Below are 18,831 nucleotides of genomic sequence, written 5' to 3'. Positions count from 1 at the left end.
CAGGTGATTGACGCAACCCCGGGCCCGCTTAGCAAGGCCTCGGTGGCCAGCGAAGTTTATCCGATTGCCCTGTTTGGCGGGACACCTCCCCTGCAATCATGGTCCGCGACAGATTCAGGGACTTATTTTAATAATCCGGATCGCTACAGCATCTTTAACTACGCCTGGGGTGGGGCCAACGGCTTTGGTATCCGTATTGATGCCACCTGTATTTCCAGATCCGATGCGGGCACGACTAAAAAGATCTGTTCTCATTCCGAACACTTCCCGCGCGGTTTTTCCAAATGGCGTCAGGATGCAGGACTTGAAGGAACTCTTTTCACCGCGGATGCGGAAGAAATTCCTTCTCCAAGTTTGAACTGGGATAACATGGAAGCGCTTGAAGAAGATGCGCAAGCGTGCGGCACCGTCATCAGCACCCCCACCAGCCCTTATCAGGATTGCGACATCTGGGATCTGGAGTTCCAGAAAAAATATGCCACCAGTTCCGGATCCAACGTCTGTGGGCAGGTTTCCACCATCGACATGAATTCCCTGGCCCTGAATAATTTCAATCCAGGGCAACTGACGAATCCGGCCTTAAAAGAGCGCCTTCTTCGTCGTGTGGTTTACACAAAAGTACCCACCGAGATTCGCCAGACCGCCTCTCAGGGTTTGATGCTGGGCTCTCTGTCGGCGAATGCGGCAAGAAAGAATTTTTCTTTGTGGGTTGTTTCCGAAGACACTCTGGCCTTGCGCGGATATCAGCAGGACAACACTTCGCCACTGGACACGGATCCAGGACGATTGCGCGAAGTGGTCTTTAATGCTGATGCCACGAATGCGGGCAAAGAACCGCTGCCGATGGTTTTGCTGTCGCCAGAACGCGTGCACTTACTGAGTCCCCAATATGTTCCAGCTACCTACAACTATTTGCAGGGATACTGGCCCGTTGTCAGCGGGCAGATTCGGCCTGTATTGCACAATTATACAGATTACATTCGCCAGGAAAACGACGGCTTCCGCTATGGGTATCGCACCTTCCGCATGGAAAATGTCAGTCTGATCACCAATGCCAATATCGACACCTCAAATCCTTTTGTAATGAGAGGCCTGTGGAGCGGACCTGATTCCACCGACAGTCAGTTCCCTTCCAATCTGTGTATGGTTTCCATGGCGGGACACACTCTGACTCCCGTTCCGGGCAACGACATTCTGACGACGGCCAATATTCCCCCTTATCATTCAGCACCGAATTCTCCGATTCCTCCGCTCAGTTCCAGATACTATAATGGTGTCACGGATCGTTTCCCAAGATCCTACTATTCTGCGATCTTCTGGGTTCAGCGGGCCGCGGGTCTTAATGCCACTCGCGAGGAATCTGATCTGGTTTTCACCGGCATTCGCATGTACACGACATTTGATGATTTTGTTCCTTCAGGAAAAAGAAATCTGAACACTCCACTTCACACCGTGACCGACACGCGCGGAAACTATGGAACGCAGTTTTCTTTGGCCCATAAAAACATGCAATGGACCAGCTCTGCTTATTACAATCCGATGGCGCCGGGAACGCCCTGTCTTGTGGCCAACCTGACTCACCGGGAAGCAGCTTACTCCAGTCAGCCGGATTACTATGGCACTCAACCATCAGTGAATAACGGACGCTATATCTTTGTTCATGCTGATCCACCTGTGGATTACCGCAACCTGGGCTCTATCATCGGGATTGACCAGCCTATTCTGGAGACCCGACAATAGATGCATATGAAACCTCTGAACAATTCCGGCATGACGCTGGTGGAGGTGCTTGTTGCAATCGGGATTTCCCTGATCAGCTTGACAGTACTGATGCAGCTGACTCTTTCCAATCGCACTCACAAATCCGAAGTGGATCGCTCTATCATCCTCAAAGAAATTCTGACCAACAACGCCATCGAGCTGAAAGGCCGCGCGGTCACGGATATCCCCCTTCCCGGGAATTGCATCGTTCGGACATACAATTACCAGACTGAATTTCAAAACGAAGTGACTCAAGCCGGAAACCCGCCGCTGTGCGGACTTCCGGAGCCCTCCAAAGACAGCATTCAAGTTGTATGGGAGGTTGAACCTGCCACCAGTATCAGTGCGGATTTCAGTTCTCCGTCGTTGAAGCTTCCAAAATATTCCAACACACTGAAAAAAGTGACCCTGCATGTGCACGGGTATTCCAGCGGAACCGGAGCCCGCCTGATTCACAATCAGGTGACTCTGTCATGGAGCTTTTGCTGGCGGTAAGCATTTCCACGGTGGTGATCGGGATTGTGACCTATCTGATTCACAACTTCTTTTCCGAGCAGCGCAATTTGGAAGTCTGGTCCGGTGGACAACTTGAAATGTCGATGGCTTTAAAAAATGCCGAAGGCGACATCCGTAATGTCATCCGTTTTGATCCGGTGGAAAATCTGACCTCAGCTTCCAGTGTTACCTATTTCGGGCTGACCTCTCTGACACCCGGCCTTGAACCGTCGGTGTGCCTGAACGATTCCACGGGTTCGGTCATCCGCTACACCACTTTGGATCGAAAGCAGCGTTCAGAACGTGTGCTTCGCGCCTGGTCTGAAATGGCTGATGTGAATAAAACCGGCAGCTCTCATGAACTGCGCCTGACGGCGGATGCCACCACCAGCTCCATGTTCGGGACTTCGAAATCGCCGCGGGAACTTGTTCTGGTCGATGCCGATCGCCGGTACATCCGGCGCTACAAGGTGTCCACCCACACGATGCGCTTGAATGCGACTTTGGATCCCTATGATGACCAGGCACGGGTGGACTCGGCGGGGAACCCCATTAAGTTTAACTATGTGAGTGTGATTTTGAAATCCCCGCCCACGGCCAACGGCAGCAGCATCACGCCGAAAACCTCAGTGTTTATCACCGGGACGGAAGTGTACTCATCAAATACTTATTATCTGTGTTTACGAAAAAGCGATCGCAGTTTGATCAAGCTGGATGAAAACACCCGGGCTGAAACCGTTCTTTTGCAAAACCCCCATGTGGATTTCACCATCAATTCCTTCAACATCGGGTACCTGGCCACCAGATCAGGCCAGCGGGTGGAGCCGGCCAACTTCATCCCGGACATGCTGAATGCCGCTAACAATGTCTGCTTTAATACGGTGCTTTTTGATCTGAAGCTGGACGCTTCGGAAAGCTACATAAAACGAAATCAAGGACAGACCGTCGGGGATATCCAAACCAAAATCAGCCGTCAGCGCACGGTCTTTTCCCAGAATTTGAATTTAAAGCGGCCACTCAGTTGCCAATAATTCAGGCGGCTTTGCGGGCCAAACTAAGGATCATAGTATTCAGCTACGCCGTTAAGTCCATTCTTGGAGTAAACAAAAACCAAGCTTCCAATAGAGTTGTCATAAAGCATCGTCTTTCCCGCACAAGAGAAACTGGTATCGCTGATCCAAGGAAGAGCGGTCTCAACATTCGTATTTAGATTCCATTTGTACAATCGGCCGCTGCTGCAGTAGTAAAGCAGCTCTGTGTCCTCTGTCGCCGGAGCCACAAATGGTATCCTTCGATAGGCACTGACATTGAAATTCCGAGGAGTTGTCTTTTTCTTGAAGGTGCCATCCGAATTTCTTAAGTATACTTCCGTACCGGCCGGGAAGTACCACCGACCTCCAACCGAATCATAGACCGGAACACCATTGCTGATACTTGGTTTAAAATAGCAACTGGAATAGGCCATGCCATCCGAACATGTGTTGCCGGAGGTCTCATATGTATTCACACCGATAAAATGATTTTGGGTATAAGGTGATGCCAAATCATATGTTTTAATCAGCTTTTGATCTGCAGAGGTTCCCGCTGTCGGTCCACCGATCTGTCTTTGGAAACTGACATAAATCTTTCCATCGTAAATTCCCAGAATATTGATGTTACCACCATTTGCACGAATGGACATGCCACCGACTCCGTCGGAAACGTCTGGATTGGTCCCACTGCCACTGCCTGTTCCCATAATTCTCGTCCATTTTTTGGTGGAATAGGTCAGTTTGTAAACACCAGCATCTTGCATTGCCAAATAAGTATCTTTGGTCGCAGGGTCCATATAGAAGTTAGGTGTCAGACTCCAAGAGTTAGTGCCTCTGATAGAAGTTTCATTTGCAACAACGGATGGCGACGGATTTGCCTCATTACCGTCTCCCGCCAGTCTTGTGATGTTTCCACTTTGAGTAAACTCACGAATAACATGGAAAGCATTCTGGAAGACCTGAATAGTTCCATCCGTCGCTTTCTGAATATAGTTAGCGTCACTTAGTCGCGCCGCCAAAGGACTGCCATCATCACCGTCGGCTCCCCAGGCACCATAAAGGGTCTTAACTGTCTTATCCGGCAAAATCGTACGAATACGTCCGGCATCAATGAAGTAAATTGTTCCATTTTGTGCCACAAAAATATCTTGAGGCGAAGCCTTACAGTCTTTTGCTAAAGTGCCGTCAATACAATTTCCCTGTCCAATTGCCAGAATGTTATCAAAGGTATTCGTCGCCTCATTAAGAACGGCAAAACGTCCACCCTTAAGATACGTCGTGTACATACGACCATCCATGCCCGTTTTGAATGCTCCCAACATCGTCCAACTTTGACTGACGGTATTCGCAGGCTGAGTGGAAGAACTCATCAACGCAAATGTAGATGGATTGATACGCCCCATAGATACATTTCCGGTATTTCCGCAAACTTCAGTTAGAACCTGCCAGTTACCAAGCAAGAAGTACGTCAAATCTGATGTGGACTTGTTATAGGCCAACCCATAGTTTACAGGACGATGACATTGGGCTATGTCCACATTGGGATATCCGTACAAGCCTTTTCCAGTGAAACTAATACTGCTTGCTATATTATTATCCAGATCAAAAACACGAAGGCGATTGTTGCCTGGTAGATAGATTTTATTATTGGGTGTGATAGTCATGACAAGATAGTCCATGTTCGTGCCTTCCATCGCCACTTGATTCAAGGTCACGCCATCCTCTGTTGACGTTCCTCCCCCAACAACACGGCTAATAATCGGATCTTCATCGACTGAATTGAATCTGTATATTCCCCCGGAGGTTCGCGCATAAACTCGCCCAAAGTGATCAAGTGCAAGACTGCTAACAGACCTAAATGAAGCGGCACTAACGACCCCACCAATTCCATTGTCTGCAGATGCATTCTGTTTTAAGAAAAGGCGAAGTACGCCATCACTTGGTTTAATTCGATAAACCCCGTCTGATTGTCTGATAAAGATATATCCATTTGGAGCCACAACAAATTGATTAAGCCAGGTTTGGTCGCCGCCACCAACCATCTTAAAGATCGCACCTTTGGCACTGCCGCCAACGCCCAGGTCCGTATTTCCGGCAATGACTCGAATATTGCCAGAATTCAAGGGCGCCGAGGTCGTCAACGATGTCATCGCATTGCTATCTGTAACTCGAATTTGAATCTGATATGAACTGGATGACGGAGATCCTCCTGTCCAGCGGAAACAACCGGTCTCTTCAAGAGAAGTAGCCGGATTATCTATCGTACAGCCCGATCCACTGCCGTTAGAAAGTCCAGCGGCACCCGGAATTTGAGTCCAAGAGCTATTCGTAAGATTATAGTAGAACAAAGAAATCGAACCCGATGGCAAAGCCCGGTCGTCTGTGACTCGCCATCTAATATATAGATCTGAATTCAGTGGCGCTGAAAGTTCAGATCTGGACGGCGGGGACTGAGGCAAATCGACCGCGGTTGCAGTAAAAGATACAATGGCCGGCGCAGCCCCTGGATCAAAATTGATCATAGCAAAGTCTTTACCCGCGGTACCGGATCCGGAATTAGAAAGAGTTGAAATATTTCCCGCCGCATCCTTAGCCCAAAGATACACTTGGTAGTTACCAGCACCAAACCCCAACTGATAAGCATAATCTGCAATCGAAATGACAGGACCCGGTGTATGAGAACCGGCAATAGGCGCAGACACCTCAACCCAACAAGTATCATCAGCGGCAGGCTGTATCGTTGAGTTATGCTTTACACAGAAAGAGTGCACACTTCTGTTGTCGGATAAACCAAAGTTAAGAGAAAGGTAATTGCTGCCCGTTTCGGATGCGCCATTATTAATGGTGAATGATCCATTATTCAGAGTCGGACTGGTGGAATCAATCGTGAACGTGCCTGAGTTCTTTGTTGATGAATTTCCAGCCGCATCCACAACTGAAATACGAATCATTGCTGCCGCAGATTCCACAGCCGGAACTAAGAAATTAATCAGACTGTATGAAGTATTTGAGTTTGCTCCCGGAGTTAAAGCCTTGCTTCCCACTGAATTCCATTGCGATCCATCATACAGTTCAACAGTAAAGCTTGATCCAGAGACAACATTGGATTCTGTCAGTGTCCAGAAAACAGATCCGTAAGTTCCATTCCCGCGAGTCAGTATAGGCGTCGTAATATTTATTTGCGGCGATATTGTATCTTTTATAAATGTTCTTGCTGAACTTGATCCGGAATTTCCAGCGGCGTCGGTCTGCAAAGCCGTGACTGACAATGTTCCATCACTTACAGATGAAAGATCCATCGTTGTCGACCACAACCCGCTGCTACAAGAAGATGTGCTTGTTACAGATCCGGAAATCTGAACCGAGCGACCATTTTCAGAACAGGTGCCCGTAATTACAAAACTTGAAACCGAGCTTGCTGGAACTACCGACCCGTTGGATGATGGTGTCGCAATGGCCAGCGTGGGCGCGGTCGTATCAATGGTCCAGCTATAGCTTTCCTCGGCACTGACATTGCCAGCGGTGTCTATCGCTTTCACTTTGAAAGTTCTAACCCCTTGGGTCAGCGTATATGAAATGCCCGTGGTACAGGCAGAATAAGAACCTGAATCAATTTTACACTCATAGTGATCTATCAGGCCACCGCCCGTGTCACTTCCTGTAAATGAAAACACCGAAGACGTTTGATTAGTAATTGCCGCAGGTTTAGAGTATATCGCAACAGTCGGAGGGATAAGATCAATAGTCCAGTTAAAGCTCTGCTCTAAGCTGTAGTTCCCGGCTTTATCCAAAGCCCTCACCTTGAAAACTTGCGATCCCGCGGAAATGCCAGTGAAAGTCTTAGGACTGACACAAGATGAATACTCTGCGCCATTTAAAGAACACTCATATTTATCTACACCCGCACCACCCGTGTCGGATCCAGAAAATTGGAACGTGCCTGTTTGCGCATTGGTAATAGCCTGAGGATTGGCACTAATCACAATAGTCGGCGAAGTTAAGTCAATGTTCCAACTTACCGTCGCACTATCAGAATAGTTGCCTGCACTGTCCAATGATCTGATTTCATAGACGTAAGATCCCTGACTTAACGAACTTAAATTGATCGGAGAAGCACAAGGAACAAATGCACCCGAGTTCATTTTACATTCAAATAAGACAACCGATCCTCCGCCGGTGTCGACAGAGGAAAAGACGAAGCTTGCCGTTGAATCATTAGTCAGCGCTGCAGGTTTGCTGATAATTGAAAGTACGGGCTTATTAAGATCAATCGTCCATGAATACAAACTGGCGCTGCTTCTGCTGCCATTGTTGTCTACAGACCTTACTGAGAAAGAATGGCTACCTGCACTCAATCCGGGAAATACCGCGGGACTGGCGCAATTTACAAAGGAAGCTCCATCTAAAGAGCATTCATATCCAGTAATCGTTCCGCCACTGGGGTTGTTCGCCGAAAACTCAAAAGTGGCTGTGGTGTTATTTGTGATACTGGAAGGATATGCGTTTATAGATGCTAAAGGTGTCGTAAGATCAATGGTCCAACTATAAGACGCGGCACTGCCTACGTTGCCCGCATGATCCAAAGCACGCACTGCGAATGTATGGCCTCCTGCCGAAAGACCCGAATAGGATTTTGAGCTGGTACAGGATGAAAAATCAGCCGAATCAATCTTACACTGATATCCCGCAACCCCAGCTCCGCCTACGTCCGAACCAGCAAAAGAGAAACTTGCCGTCGTTGCATTCGTAGTCGCCAGTGGTTTTGATAAAAGCGCCACGTTCGGTGCCGTCATATCGATAATCCAGTTATAAACAGCCGCATCAGAAGTATTTCCGGCAGTGTCCTTGGCCTTTACGCTGAATGAATGAGTGTCCGCAGGCAACGCTAGCGAAAATGGAGATGAACAGCTTTGCCAGGCACCGCTGTCAACTTTACAAACGTATCCAGCAACGGCTCCACCGCCAAGATCAGTCGCACTAAAAGTGAACTCCTGAAGAGACTGATTATTGGGAGTCATCGGTTTCGACAGTAAAGTCAGCACGGGTGCTGTTAAATCCACAATCCAAGTTCTATCTACTATTGCGGATTCATTTCCTGCGGTGTCGATGGCTTTCACGGAAAACTTATGGCTTCCCTGTCCAACCGGGCCCACAGTAAAAGGAGATGAGCACGGAGAAAAAGGCTCTGAATTTAAACGACATTCATAACGATCCAACACTCCACCGTTATCAGAGCCCTGGAATGTAAACGACTGCGAAGCTAAGCTTGTAATTGTCGCAGGCGTTGACAGACTGTCGATGATCGGAGCTCCCGTATCTATAGAAATGGATACCTCGGATGGAAGACTTGAAACAGTCCCCGCGCTGTCCATCACCCATAATCTGAGGGTCTTTACCCCGTCTCCTGATGACGACAAGGTATAACTAATGTCCTGAGTTCCCTCGCTAGTACACGAAAGAGACGAAAAGTCTGAACTCTTCGGTTGGGCTGATTTATTTTCAGTTATCAGCAGATTGGTAAATGAATCGCAGTTAGCCTTCAGTGTACCCGTGTTTAATTCAAGGACAAGACTGCGCGTACCTATTGGGGATGCTCCTGTCAAAACAGGGCTTTTTACGGTAAATGATGGCGCCGTAGGTAAGACATTGTTTTCAATCTTTAGTATGTAAGTAAGCTCTTTATAGGGCTTCGTAAGATCTACTGCTCCATGCCCATCTGCTTCGCCAATCAATAGCTTCACAGTTTTATTCCCCTGAGAATTAGCCCCAGGTGTCGTGCTCACTGATGATGAGCTACCAATTAAAACGTTATCCAGGAACCATCTGTAAGTGGGAACGTAGCTTTGCGACCAATGAGTCACCGTCACGGACATCTTCAATACTTGCAATTCCGACGTCATGCTTGGAACACTGACACCTTGCACCTCAGGTGCCGCGGACACCAGGATATTGGGAGATCCACCGAAAATCTCAGTAAACCTGGTATTTGCAGTCGAACTTCCAGAAAGAACAGAATAAGCCTCTTCAAGGGTCGTCGTACTTTGCAGGGCTGCGATCAACTGATTAAGTTGTTCGGGCTTTTCCTTTAAGACCTCTATAACGCGTTCTCTATAGTCGGTATTCAGAATATAAGAGATCAACGAGGAGCCTTTGGAAATATCCTGCTCGGAATACCCAGTGACCGGTCGCAGAGATAACTGAGAATTGCATCCTACGGCAGACAGAATGAGTGGCTCCGTGGGCTTACCTTCGACCAACTTTAGTTTCAGATCTTTTAATACGAACGAATATGTCCCGTCGGCAGCCACCGGGGTGGTCGCCAACACGGGTTCAATTCGTTCGCCTTTAGTCGATAGCTTGTAAAGTTCGATTTGCGGAGCTGAACAGCTCAGCGTAGAAAATTCGGATTTATTTGAAAGTCCTTCTAAATTAAAGCCGGCCAGCTTTCCCGAAATTTTACTGCCGGTACCAACCCAGTCCAATTGTTGCTCGGAACAACCCATAAGGGAAATTAGAATCGTCGTTATACTGACGGTGTGTTTTAAAAAATTCCGTATAAACCGCATAACAGTCTTTACGGAGTATTTTAGATCATTCTTTAACAGGCTTGTTTCAAAGTGAAACGATAGATATAAAAAATATTTCGCAAAAGAGACTCTACGAAATAACAGTTAGAGTATTACAAGAACTTAAAAGAATTTACTGTTTAAAACCTTTTAAACGGTCGTTTTCGGATTCAAGAACACGAACAAGAGTCTTCAGGTCCGTCACTTCTTCCTTCAGGTGGAGGATTTGCTCCTCTTTTTCATGAAGGATTTGGGTGTAGGCCTTCTTGAGCTCATTCAGCAGCTTGTTGGCCGCTGTCAGGATGGGCTCATCGTTTTTCACCTTTACCACTTTGTCGGCAAGGTCTGTGGTCTTTGTTTCGTCCTTTGAAGTGGCCATTTCATAACCTTTCATCATTCCTTGATGAGCACCCACCAAAGCCAGGTCGCTTTCTTGGGAGGGGCGATGTACTCTTTGATGGGTACCCATCGGTTCGTCCATGATGAAGTACTTGCCGTCTTCAAAGCGGAACTTAATGTCGTCGGCTTTGATTCGTCGGCGGAGGGTACTCACACTAATTTTGTATTTAGTAGAGTAGTCCGTTAGCGGTAACCAAGAACCGTAGCTCTCAACGTTCATTAAATCCTCTTATACTTTCTGCCTCGGTGGCGCCGAAGCTTCAGTAGCTAGCCTTTTAGGAAGGTGGTATCCCTACTCAGCTTGCGTAGTCAACATTATCACAGGACTTCAGTCTGTCAAATTTTGTGTGAACACTTACTCAAATTCAACTAAATTCAGGACCTTGATCTGGTTAGCCATTGCCTATTCACTGGACCAAAGTCTGACTACGCAACCCTAAGTCATGGATTTCTGGTGGAATAAAAGAATTCTTTGCGCCTTTTGACCAAAGACCCGATAATTTAAATTAGCTATATGCGTATCAGAGATAAAAAGAAAGTAGCCCTGGTTCTAAGTGGTGGAGGCATCAAAGCCGCCGCCTTCCACATCGGGGTTTGCTTGGCCCTTCAAGAAAAGGGATTCAAATTTGCCGGCGGCACCAAAGAGATGGTGCGTCAGAACTTCGGGTCCGATGATCCGATGACGATCCGTCTTTATGTCGGTTCGAGCGCCGGGGCGTTTGTCGCTTCGGTTCTTGCCGCTGGTTATCCAGTGGAATCTTTGATCAACGCTTTCCAGGTCGGTTCGGGTTCTGATCCTACTTTTGATAAATCCGATCTTCGTTATCTGAAGCCGATTTCTTATCGCAGCCTGTTTAACTTAAACTCTTCCGGCCTGATGAAGTTCATCCCGCGTTCGATCATGGAAAAAGCCCTGGTCACCGGGGGTCTTGAATCCATTTTGAAAAACGGGCTGAAACTGAATGGCCTGTTTTCCACAAAGGGGATTGAGAACTATCTGCGCAAAGAGGTTCTGGTCGACAATGACTTTGCCCGTTTGGGGGTTGAGCTCTTTATCATCGGAACTCAACTGAATCACACCCGCAAAGCCATCTTCGGGAACTTCCCCGATTCCTTTAAAACCGAGACCACCAAATACATCAACTATGCGACGATCAGTGATGCGGTGGCTTGTTCGACGGCTTTGCCTCCGGTGTTTTCTCCGTATGGAATCAAACGCCCGGATGGCAAAGAGATCTTCTATTATGACGGCGAAATCCGCGACACCCTGTCCACCCACGTGGCGGCGGACTATGGCGCGGATCTTGTGATTTCCTCATATTCCATCCAGCCCTATCACTACACTAAAGAGATGGGCTCGCTTCATGATTATGGGATTCCCCTGATCGCCAATCAGGCGCTGTATCAGGTGGTGCAGCAAAAGATCACCCGTCATATCCAGTATAAAAACGACATCCGCGGTATCTACAACGCAGTCGATGGTTACTTCAAGCAGCAGAACTTGCCGGGCGAACACCGGGACAAGATCCTTGAAATCATTAGGAATCGTGTGAACTATCGTCCGGAAGTGGATTACATCTATGTGGCTCCGCGCCCACAGAACTATGAAATGTTCTTTGTCGATCACTTCAGCTTGAATCCGGAAATCCTGGCGCGCATCGTGCGCATCGGTTTCAAATCCGGGATCAATGCCCTTCGCCAGCACGATATTTAATTCCGGCTGGCCTCTTTCCATTCCGTCAGAATTTTTGCGCCTTCTCCGGAAAGCGGCTTTTTCGCGTAAGCCTTCTGGTCATAGTATTCACTGACCTTGCGTAAAATCGCTTTTTTGGATGGATGTTCTTTCCCCAAACGCTCGAGATACTGCAGCGGAGTTTCAGCTTCTTCCGGGAAGATGTCCTGCTTTTGACCCCAGCTTAAAACCGCGTGATACAAAACTTGTTCTTCGCTCAGTAAACCTTTGTTTTTGAAAAGACTGCGGAAAATCAAAACACAAAGAACCGCCACAAAGATCAATCCCACCACAAGCTGCAGTTTCAGATCGATCAGACTTTGCCAGAAGCTTTTTTGCGAGGTGCGATCAAAATCCACCAGGAAGTAGGTCCATCGATAGTTCAGATCATCCATCACAAAGCCCACGCGGTCCCACAACGTGATGCTATCCCCCGCCTTTGGACGCCACTGAATATCCCGGGCAAAGACCTTTTGGTCTTCTTCCGACAGATTGAAGAAATCTTCGGCACCGATCACCAAACGTAACGGCGCCACCCACTGGGTGGGATCCACCCGTTGCCAGCGGCCGTCGTTGAAAATTTCAACCCAGGCATGGGCATCGCGCTGACTGACCCGCCAGAATTCCCCCATCGGATTGTATCTGCCACCCTGATAACCCACGATCACCCGGGCCGGAATCCCCAAAGCCCTGGCAAGGGTCGCGTAACTGCCAGCAAAGTGTTCACAAAAACCGCGTCTTCGATGGAACAAAAACGATTCCAGTTCGTTGACGCCACCATAAGCACCGGGATTCAAAGTGTAGGTAAAATCATTTTCCTGATAAAACGCCTGCAAAGCTTCAATCCTTGCCGCCGGTGTAGGGTGCTTTTCTTTGGTGATGTTCACCCAGGCGGCCACCTGCCCGCGCAGTTCCGGAATTTTCAGATACTCTTCATCCGGGGTCTGACGATCAATCGAGCCTTCATTCCATCTTCCGCGATACACGGTCGTGGTCATCAAAGGTCGGGCACTGCGAAACACCGAGGCATTCAAAGAAAATGAATTCCCCAATTCAAGCTGCACCTGTTCAGTGCCTTCAAGCACAAATAAAAACGTGTTCGCGTGGGGCTCCAGGGCGACTTCATAGTGTTTGTCTGCAGGCTTTTCACCTTCGGCTTCATTGCGGGGTTTGATCCCCAGCATTCCCGGCCGCCAGCTTAAGCCGCGGGAATTCACCAGAACTGATCCACGCCAATAAAGTTCCTGACTGGATTTGATCGGCAAATCAGAAAGCTTCGCCCGAAAAACCATGTTGGCGACACCGGCAAGTTCAGCCACGCGTCCGGGATTGAGCTCTTCACTAAAACCAATCTGCCCCGTGGCTTCACCGCGAGACATCGCCCACGGAAGCACAAACCTTGGAAAAGCAAAGAACAAGATCACCGCCCCGGGAACCGACAGCGCAAAGACCTTCAGTAAAATCTTTCCGCGCTGAGGAAGTTCCGGTGACAGTAGTGAATACCAAAGACCGGCAAACGCCAGCCCCGACGGAACGATCCAGTAAATATCCAGACTGAAAAGGGCCTTGATAGAAATCAGAACAAAACCCAATAAAACCAGAAAACGATGATCCCTTTCGTTTTCATAATCCATCACCCGCAAGGCCGAAAGACCCAGCAAGAATGTGTAAGAAGGATCCTGACCAATCAGCGTGCGGTATTGCACCAGAATCTGCGCCAGCAACAGCACACTTAAACCACCCGTCACTTTGCGCGACAGATTTCTCCAGTGAAACTTTTCAACTCCCCACTTCCAGATCAAAAGACCCAAAGAAAACAACGCCACCCACGGCGACACTTCCAGCCCCACCATCACCATCGCGGTGATGAAAGAAACCGCCAGAGATGTTTGGGCAAAGAACTGACGTTTCATGACAGCGCCTCCGGCTGAAGTAACGCCAGCACCGTCAGACATGCTTCGCGGTGGTGCGGGCCTTTGTTCTGTTTGATCTCTTGTGATCCGACACTCAGTGAATATTGAAAGCCCTGCCTTTCGGCTTCATCCACCCACAGGCACAACTGACTGATGCGCATTTCAAGATCTGAAAGGCTTTCCGTCTGCTCCCACTTAAAATGCAAAGCAGGTTTTTCCGGTTCTTCATAGTTTTTCACCAGCAGATCCTGCCGGCGCGCGCTGGCTCGCCAGTCGATACGACTGAGCGAATCCGCACTTTGAAAACCGCGATGATCACGAAATAAACCCGTGGCCTGCTGCCCTTCTCCGGCCACCGCATCGGTGGGGAATTGTTTTTCACCCAAACGCGCCGGATACACCAACACGGAATCCTGAGAGGTCATGTATTTCCACGCCCGCAAAAGTCCAAAGGGATATGTGCTTTGCAAAGTGATGCGCGGAAGTTTCACCCAGCCTCGTTTGCCGGGACGATAGGGAATCTGCAAATCCCCATGGGACAGCGGCTTGATTGACGTTTTACGGAGGGTGTTTTTATCTTTACCCAACACCGCTTCCACATCCCAGGCCGGAGTCACGGAAGGGTTTTCCAGGGAAATTCGCAGCAATCCTTCTTCGCCGGAAAAAAGCTCTTCGTTCTCAAGTCCCTCAACTTGCACGACGTCCATGTTTTTATTGGTCAAAAGAATCCCGGTGAAGGCGACCGAGATCAGAAAGAACACGAAGATATAAATCAGATTGTTCGCATACCCCACGGCCAAAAAGAACAGCGTCAGGGCCATCGCCCCGAATGCCATTCCAAATCTGGAGGGCATGATATAGGTTCTCTTTTTTTTCTTAAACAGGGACTGGAGTCGCTTTTTGAAGGGCATGGGCCCACTCACGACCTCGTTTGATGCCATGATTTCCTCCCAGTCGGTGTCCCAGTACCGGAACCAGAACCTGTTGCACATCATCGGGACGAACATAATCTCGTCCCTCTAAGAACGCCCACGCTTTCGCCGCCCGCACCAGCGCCATGCCAGCGCGAGTGGAAAGTGGCGCCCCTTCAAATCCCGCACGGCGGGAACGCTCTAAGATCTCCGCAATGTATCCGGCCACCACCGGCGACACGGTCACGGATTGCACAGACGCCAACGCCGCCTCAATTTCGCCGTCAGTAAAGAGGGAAGAAATCTTCTGCAGTCTTACGCGCGGATCTTCCCCTTGCAGCAGACGCACTTCAGTTTCTTTCGAAGCGTGGTGAAGTTCCAGGCTCATCAAAAAACGATCCAGTTGGCTTTCCGGCAGCGGGAAGGTTCCGGTTTGTTGATGCGGATTCTGGGTCGCGATCACATAGAAAGGTTTTGGCAAAGGCCAGGTGGTTCCGTCCACGGACACTTCACCTTCCTCCATCGCCTGCAACAGCGCACTTTGAGTGCGAGGGCTCGCGCGATTGAGTTCATCAGCCATCACCATCTGGGAAAACAAAGGACCCGGATGAAACACAAACTTTTGTTCTTGCGGATGAAACACCTGACCACCGATGGCATCTGCGGGCAAAAGATCAATTGTGAACTGAATACGGCGGGTTTTTAAGCCGGTCAGTTTTCCCAGCACTTGCACCAGCGTGGTTTTACCCACGCCCGGAAGATCCTCGATCAACAAATGTCCCCCGGCCAGCAGGCACGTCATGGCCAGACGGATTTCCACATTCTTATCCAGGACAACTTTCGAGGCTTCAGAAATCAGATCGTGAAACTTGGTGTTCATAGACTGATAGGATAAGGTCCGTCGCGGCGGTGACCAAACCTTTTTTGGAAAATAAAAAAGCCCCGGGTTCACCGAGGCTTTATTTATGTCTTATTCTAAGATCCCGCCCTGTTCACAAGGCGAAAGTCCTACAACAGACTTTTTTCGACAGCCGAGAAGATGGGACCAGATACAAAGCCCATCAAAACAATGGCAAGAGCCATAACCACCGCCGTCACTGTGGTTGCATTCAAAGAGTGACCCGCGATTTCCGCGTTTCCTTCTTTCATGTACATCACAACGATCGGGCGCAGGTAGTAGTAAACACCGATCACAGAGTTCAACATACCCCAGATTGCCAGCCACAGAAGGCCTTCACCGATAGCTGCGTTGAACATGTAGAACTTACCGAAGAAGCCCAGTGTTGGCGGAATACCTGCCAAAGAAAGCAGGAACACCGTCAAACACAAAGCCAGCATCGGACGTTGTTTTGCAAAACCAGCCAGATCATCGATGTTCACGATATGGTTTTCAGATTTTTCCAGCATCGCCGCAATCGCAAACGCACCGATCGTCATCAAACCGTAAGCCAGCAGATAGAAGATCACGCCCGAAGCACCAAACGCACCGTTGTCGCTGACACCCGCCGTGATCAGACCCACCATCAGGTAACCAGAGTGAGCCACGGAAGAGTAAGCAATCATGCGTTTGAAGTTGTTCTGCATGATAGCCGCGGCATTACCCACGATCATGGTGATAACAGCCATCCACTGAAGGATGTCGAACAACTGATCAGAACCCGTCAAAGACTTGGTTGCGATGATTCTCAAGAACGCTGCGAAGGACACTGTTTTCACCGCTGTGGCCATGAAGGCCGTGTGCGGAGTCGGAGCCCCCTGGTAAACGTCCGGAGTCCAAGCGTGGAATGGAGCAATCGAAACCTTGAAGCAGAAGCCCAGGATCACGAAAGTTACACCAAACAGGAACAAACGGCTGGTCTGAACAAGTTCAGCAGCGTTGTCCATGAAGCTCAGGATGTTTGTGCCACCGGTAGAACCGAAGATGAAAGCCACACCGTAAAGGAACAATGCCGAAGCAAAAGAACCCAGGATGAAGTATTTCAAGGCCGCTTCTTTGGAAAGTTTTTCCTCGTGGCTCATGGCGATCATCAGGTACAGTGCCAAAGACATCATTTCCAGACCGATGAAGACCATCAGCAGGTCCACTGCGGAAACCAGGATCAACATCCCCACCGCACTGCTCATCGCCAGGAAGATCAGTTCAGAGAACTGCTTGCCCGTAGTCGCCGGATTTTCATACATCATAACCATCGCGGCACCCGCACCAGCCAGGGCAATGATACCCATCCACTGAGTGACACCGTCAAAGATCAGACCGTTGTTGAAAGCAGTTTTGTCAGAGCCACCAAAGACCACCAGCAACACAACCGCTGCCACGATACCCGTCAAAGCCTGACCCAAAGTGATCAGGGCGTGTTGTTCGCGGTTGCCACGAAGAACTTTCATCGTGATTGGCAGAAGACTTGCCAGGAACAACGCGATCATCGGAGAGATCAAAAGCACGTCGCTAAGACCGATATTGATATTCATTAGTTACCTCCTTGCGCGTGCGTAACTTCAGAGGCGCCCGGCTGAACAATCGTCAGATTATAATTGCTTCTGTTGTTCACCAGATGATCGATGCTGGCTTTAGAGAAGTTCAGGAAATGATTCGGGAACAGACCCATCCAGAACACCATGATCACCAATGGAACCAGAACTGTGATTTCACGCGCGTTCAGGTCATGAAGCGGATGATGCTCGTCTTTAACCAGCTCGCCCTGTTCACCGAAGAACACACGTTTAAACATCCACAACATGTACACTGCACCCAGAACCACACCGGAAACCGCGAAGTACGCAAAGACCGGGTGAGCCTGGTAAGTGCCCAGAAGGATGAAGAACTCGCCCACGAAACCGTTGGTCATTGGAACCGCGATCGAGGACAAAGTGATGATAAAGAAGAAGATCGTGAAGATTGGCAACACACCCGCCAAACCGCCGTATTTGGAGATTTCACGAGAATGCGTTCTTTCGTAGATCATACCAATCAGGATGAACAGCGCGCCGGTAGAGATACCGTGGTTCAGCATCTGATACAGACCACCACCCATGCCGTAGGCGTTAAACGCGAACAGGCCCAGAAGGATGTAACCCATGTGGGATACGGAAGAGTACGCCACTAGTTTTTTGACGTCCGGCTGAACCATCGCCACCAAAGCACCATAGATGATGCCCACAGTACCGATCAGCATGAACAACCAAGCCCAGTATTCAGAAGCCTCTGGGAACAAAGGAATCACCCAGCGCATGAAACCGTAAGTACCCATTTTCAGCATCACACCCGCCAGGATCACAGAACCCGGAGTCGGAGCTTCAACGTGGGCATCCGGCAACCAAGTATGAACCGGGAACGCCGGAACCTTGATCGCGAAAGCCAATGCAAAGGCAAAGAACAACAACGTTTGTAAACTGAAGAACGTGCCGCCCACAAACGGGATTTGCAACTGATAGAAATCAAGCAAACTTGCACTCATCTGGCCAGTCGCTTCCTGGGTCAGGTACATCATATAGATGATCGCCACCAGCATCAGCACTGAACCCGCCATCGTGTAGATGAAGAATTTCACGGTTGCGTAGATACGGCGAGCACCACCCCAGATACCGACCATGAAGTACATCGGAACCAGAGAAAGCTCCCAGAACACATAGAAGAACACGGCATCCATTGCCAGGAAGGTGCCCAGCATCGCCGTTTGCAGGATGAACAGACAAACGTGGAAGCCTTTGACTCGTTCAGTGATGGATGTCCAGCTAGCCAGGATAATAATCGGAGTCAGGAACGTGGTCAGCAGAACCAGCCACAAAGAGATCCCGTCGATACCCATGAAATACTGGATGCCGAAGCGCTCAATCCACATGAACTTTTCCACCATCTGCAAGCCCGTCGCGGAAGCGTCGAAGCTTTTGAACAGGGAAAGGCTCACGATGAATTCAATCACGGAAAGACCCAAAGCCAGATGGCGAACGGTGTTCGCCTTAGGCCAGATCGCAACTAACAGCGCGAATAGAAGAGGTAGGAAAACAATGCTACTCAGGATCATA

At 49.1% G+C, this 18,831-nt stretch carries 11 protein-coding genes; 4 read left to right on the top strand and 7 right to left on the bottom strand.

Going from position 1 to position 18,831, the window contains the following annotated elements; genetic code table 11:
* Positions 1-3 precede the first annotated feature (3 nt).
* Genes B9G79_RS00350 through B9G79_RS00340 form a run of 3 tightly spaced genes read left to right on the top strand, consistent with a single transcriptional unit; the run spans position 4 to position 3,287 of the window.
* Complete coding sequence (locus B9G79_RS00350) at positions 4-1,740, top strand: hypothetical protein (protein WP_232468927.1); 1,737 nt, start codon at positions 4-6, stop codon at positions 1,738-1,740.
* Positions 1,741-2,256, top strand: a complete 516-nt coding sequence (locus B9G79_RS00345; RefSeq protein ID WP_088563789.1) for a PilW family protein — start codon at positions 1,741-1,743, stop codon at positions 2,254-2,256. It begins immediately after the preceding gene.
* Positions 2,235-3,287: a hypothetical protein gene (locus B9G79_RS00340; RefSeq protein WP_088563788.1), complete on the top strand. Its 1,053-nt coding sequence runs from the start codon at positions 2,235-2,237 to the stop codon at positions 3,285-3,287. Before B9G79_RS00345 ends, B9G79_RS00340 begins: the two co-directional genes overlap by 22 nt.
* A 23-nt stretch (positions 3,288-3,310) precedes the next feature.
* On the opposite strand, the gene B9G79_RS18110 is transcribed toward B9G79_RS00340, so the two are convergent.
* A complete protein-coding gene (locus tag B9G79_RS18110; RefSeq protein ID WP_198298034.1) occupies positions 3,311-9,769 on the bottom strand; it encodes a hypothetical protein in 6,459 nt (2,152 codons plus the stop codon).
* Positions 9,770-9,986: 217 nt separating this feature from the next.
* Positions 9,987-10,472, bottom strand: a complete 486-nt coding sequence (locus B9G79_RS00315) for a hypothetical protein (RefSeq protein ID WP_088563783.1) — start codon at positions 10,470-10,472, stop codon at positions 9,987-9,989.
* Between the two features lie 294 nt (positions 10,473-10,766).
* On the opposite strand from B9G79_RS00315, the gene B9G79_RS00310 reads away from it, so the two are divergent.
* Positions 10,767-11,966, top strand: a complete 1,200-nt coding sequence (locus tag B9G79_RS00310; RefSeq protein WP_088563782.1) for a patatin-like phospholipase family protein — start codon at positions 10,767-10,769, stop codon at positions 11,964-11,966.
* Here the strand turns inward: B9G79_RS00310 and B9G79_RS00305 are convergent.
* The 5 genes from B9G79_RS00305 to B9G79_RS00285 form a co-directional block, all read right to left on the bottom strand.
* A complete protein-coding gene (locus B9G79_RS00305; RefSeq protein ID WP_088563781.1) occupies positions 11,963-13,897 on the bottom strand; it encodes a transglutaminase TgpA family protein in 1,935 nt (644 codons plus the stop codon). The genes B9G79_RS00310 and B9G79_RS00305 overlap by 4 nt on opposite strands.
* Complete coding sequence (locus B9G79_RS00300; RefSeq protein WP_232468926.1) at positions 13,894-14,751, bottom strand: DUF58 domain-containing protein; 858 nt, start codon at positions 14,749-14,751, stop codon at positions 13,894-13,896. Before B9G79_RS00300 ends, B9G79_RS00305 begins: the two co-directional genes overlap by 4 nt.
* A 22-nt stretch (positions 14,752-14,773) precedes the next feature.
* A complete protein-coding gene (locus tag B9G79_RS00295) occupies positions 14,774-15,688 on the bottom strand; it encodes an AAA family ATPase (RefSeq protein ID WP_198298033.1) in 915 nt (304 codons plus the stop codon).
* A gap of 128 nt (positions 15,689-15,816) precedes the next feature.
* Positions 15,817-17,277, bottom strand: a complete 1,461-nt coding sequence (locus B9G79_RS00290; RefSeq protein WP_088563778.1) for an NADH-quinone oxidoreductase subunit N — start codon at positions 17,275-17,277, stop codon at positions 15,817-15,819.
* Positions 17,277-18,830: a complex I subunit 4 family protein gene (locus B9G79_RS00285; RefSeq protein WP_088563777.1), complete on the bottom strand. Its 1,554-nt coding sequence runs from the start codon at positions 18,828-18,830 to the stop codon at positions 17,277-17,279. Before B9G79_RS00285 ends, B9G79_RS00290 begins: the two co-directional genes overlap by 1 nt.
* Position 18,831 lies beyond the last annotated feature (1 nt).

It is taken from the genome of Bdellovibrio bacteriovorus, assembly GCF_002208115.1.
Lineage (GTDB): Bacteria > Bdellovibrionota > Bdellovibrionia > Bdellovibrionales > Bdellovibrionaceae > Bdellovibrio > Bdellovibrio bacteriovorus_C.
The sequence above is the reverse complement of the archived record's forward strand: the minus strand, read 5'-3'. Positions and strand labels throughout refer to the sequence as shown.

Coding starts and splice junctions, on each gene's coding strand:
- B9G79_RS00345 (WP_088563789.1), top strand. CDS start 1,741: ATGCATATGAAACCTCTGAACAATTCCGGCATGACGCTGGTGGAGGTG.
- B9G79_RS00340 (WP_088563788.1), top strand. CDS start 2,235: ATGGAGCTTTTGCTGGCGGTAAGCATTTCCACGGTGGTGATCGGGATT.
- B9G79_RS00315 (WP_088563783.1), bottom strand. CDS start 10,472: ATGAACGTTGAGAGCTACGGTTCTTGGTTACCGCTAACGGACTACTCT.
- B9G79_RS00310 (WP_088563782.1), top strand. CDS start 10,767: ATGCGTATCAGAGATAAAAAGAAAGTAGCCCTGGTTCTAAGTGGTGGA.
- B9G79_RS00305 (WP_088563781.1), bottom strand. CDS start 13,897: ATGAAACGTCAGTTCTTTGCCCAAACATCTCTGGCGGTTTCTTTCATC.
- B9G79_RS00300 (WP_232468926.1), bottom strand. CDS start 14,751: ATGCCCTCCAGATTTGGAATGGCATTCGGGGCGATGGCCCTGACGCTG.
- B9G79_RS00295 (WP_198298033.1), bottom strand. CDS start 15,688: ATGAACACCAAGTTTCACGATCTGATTTCTGAAGCCTCGAAAGTTGTC.
- B9G79_RS00290 (WP_088563778.1), bottom strand. CDS start 17,277: ATGAATATCAATATCGGTCTTAGCGACGTGCTTTTGATCTCTCCGATG.
- B9G79_RS00285 (WP_088563777.1), bottom strand. CDS start 18,830: ATGATCCTGAGTAGCATTGTTTTCCTACCTCTTCTATTCGCGCTGTTA.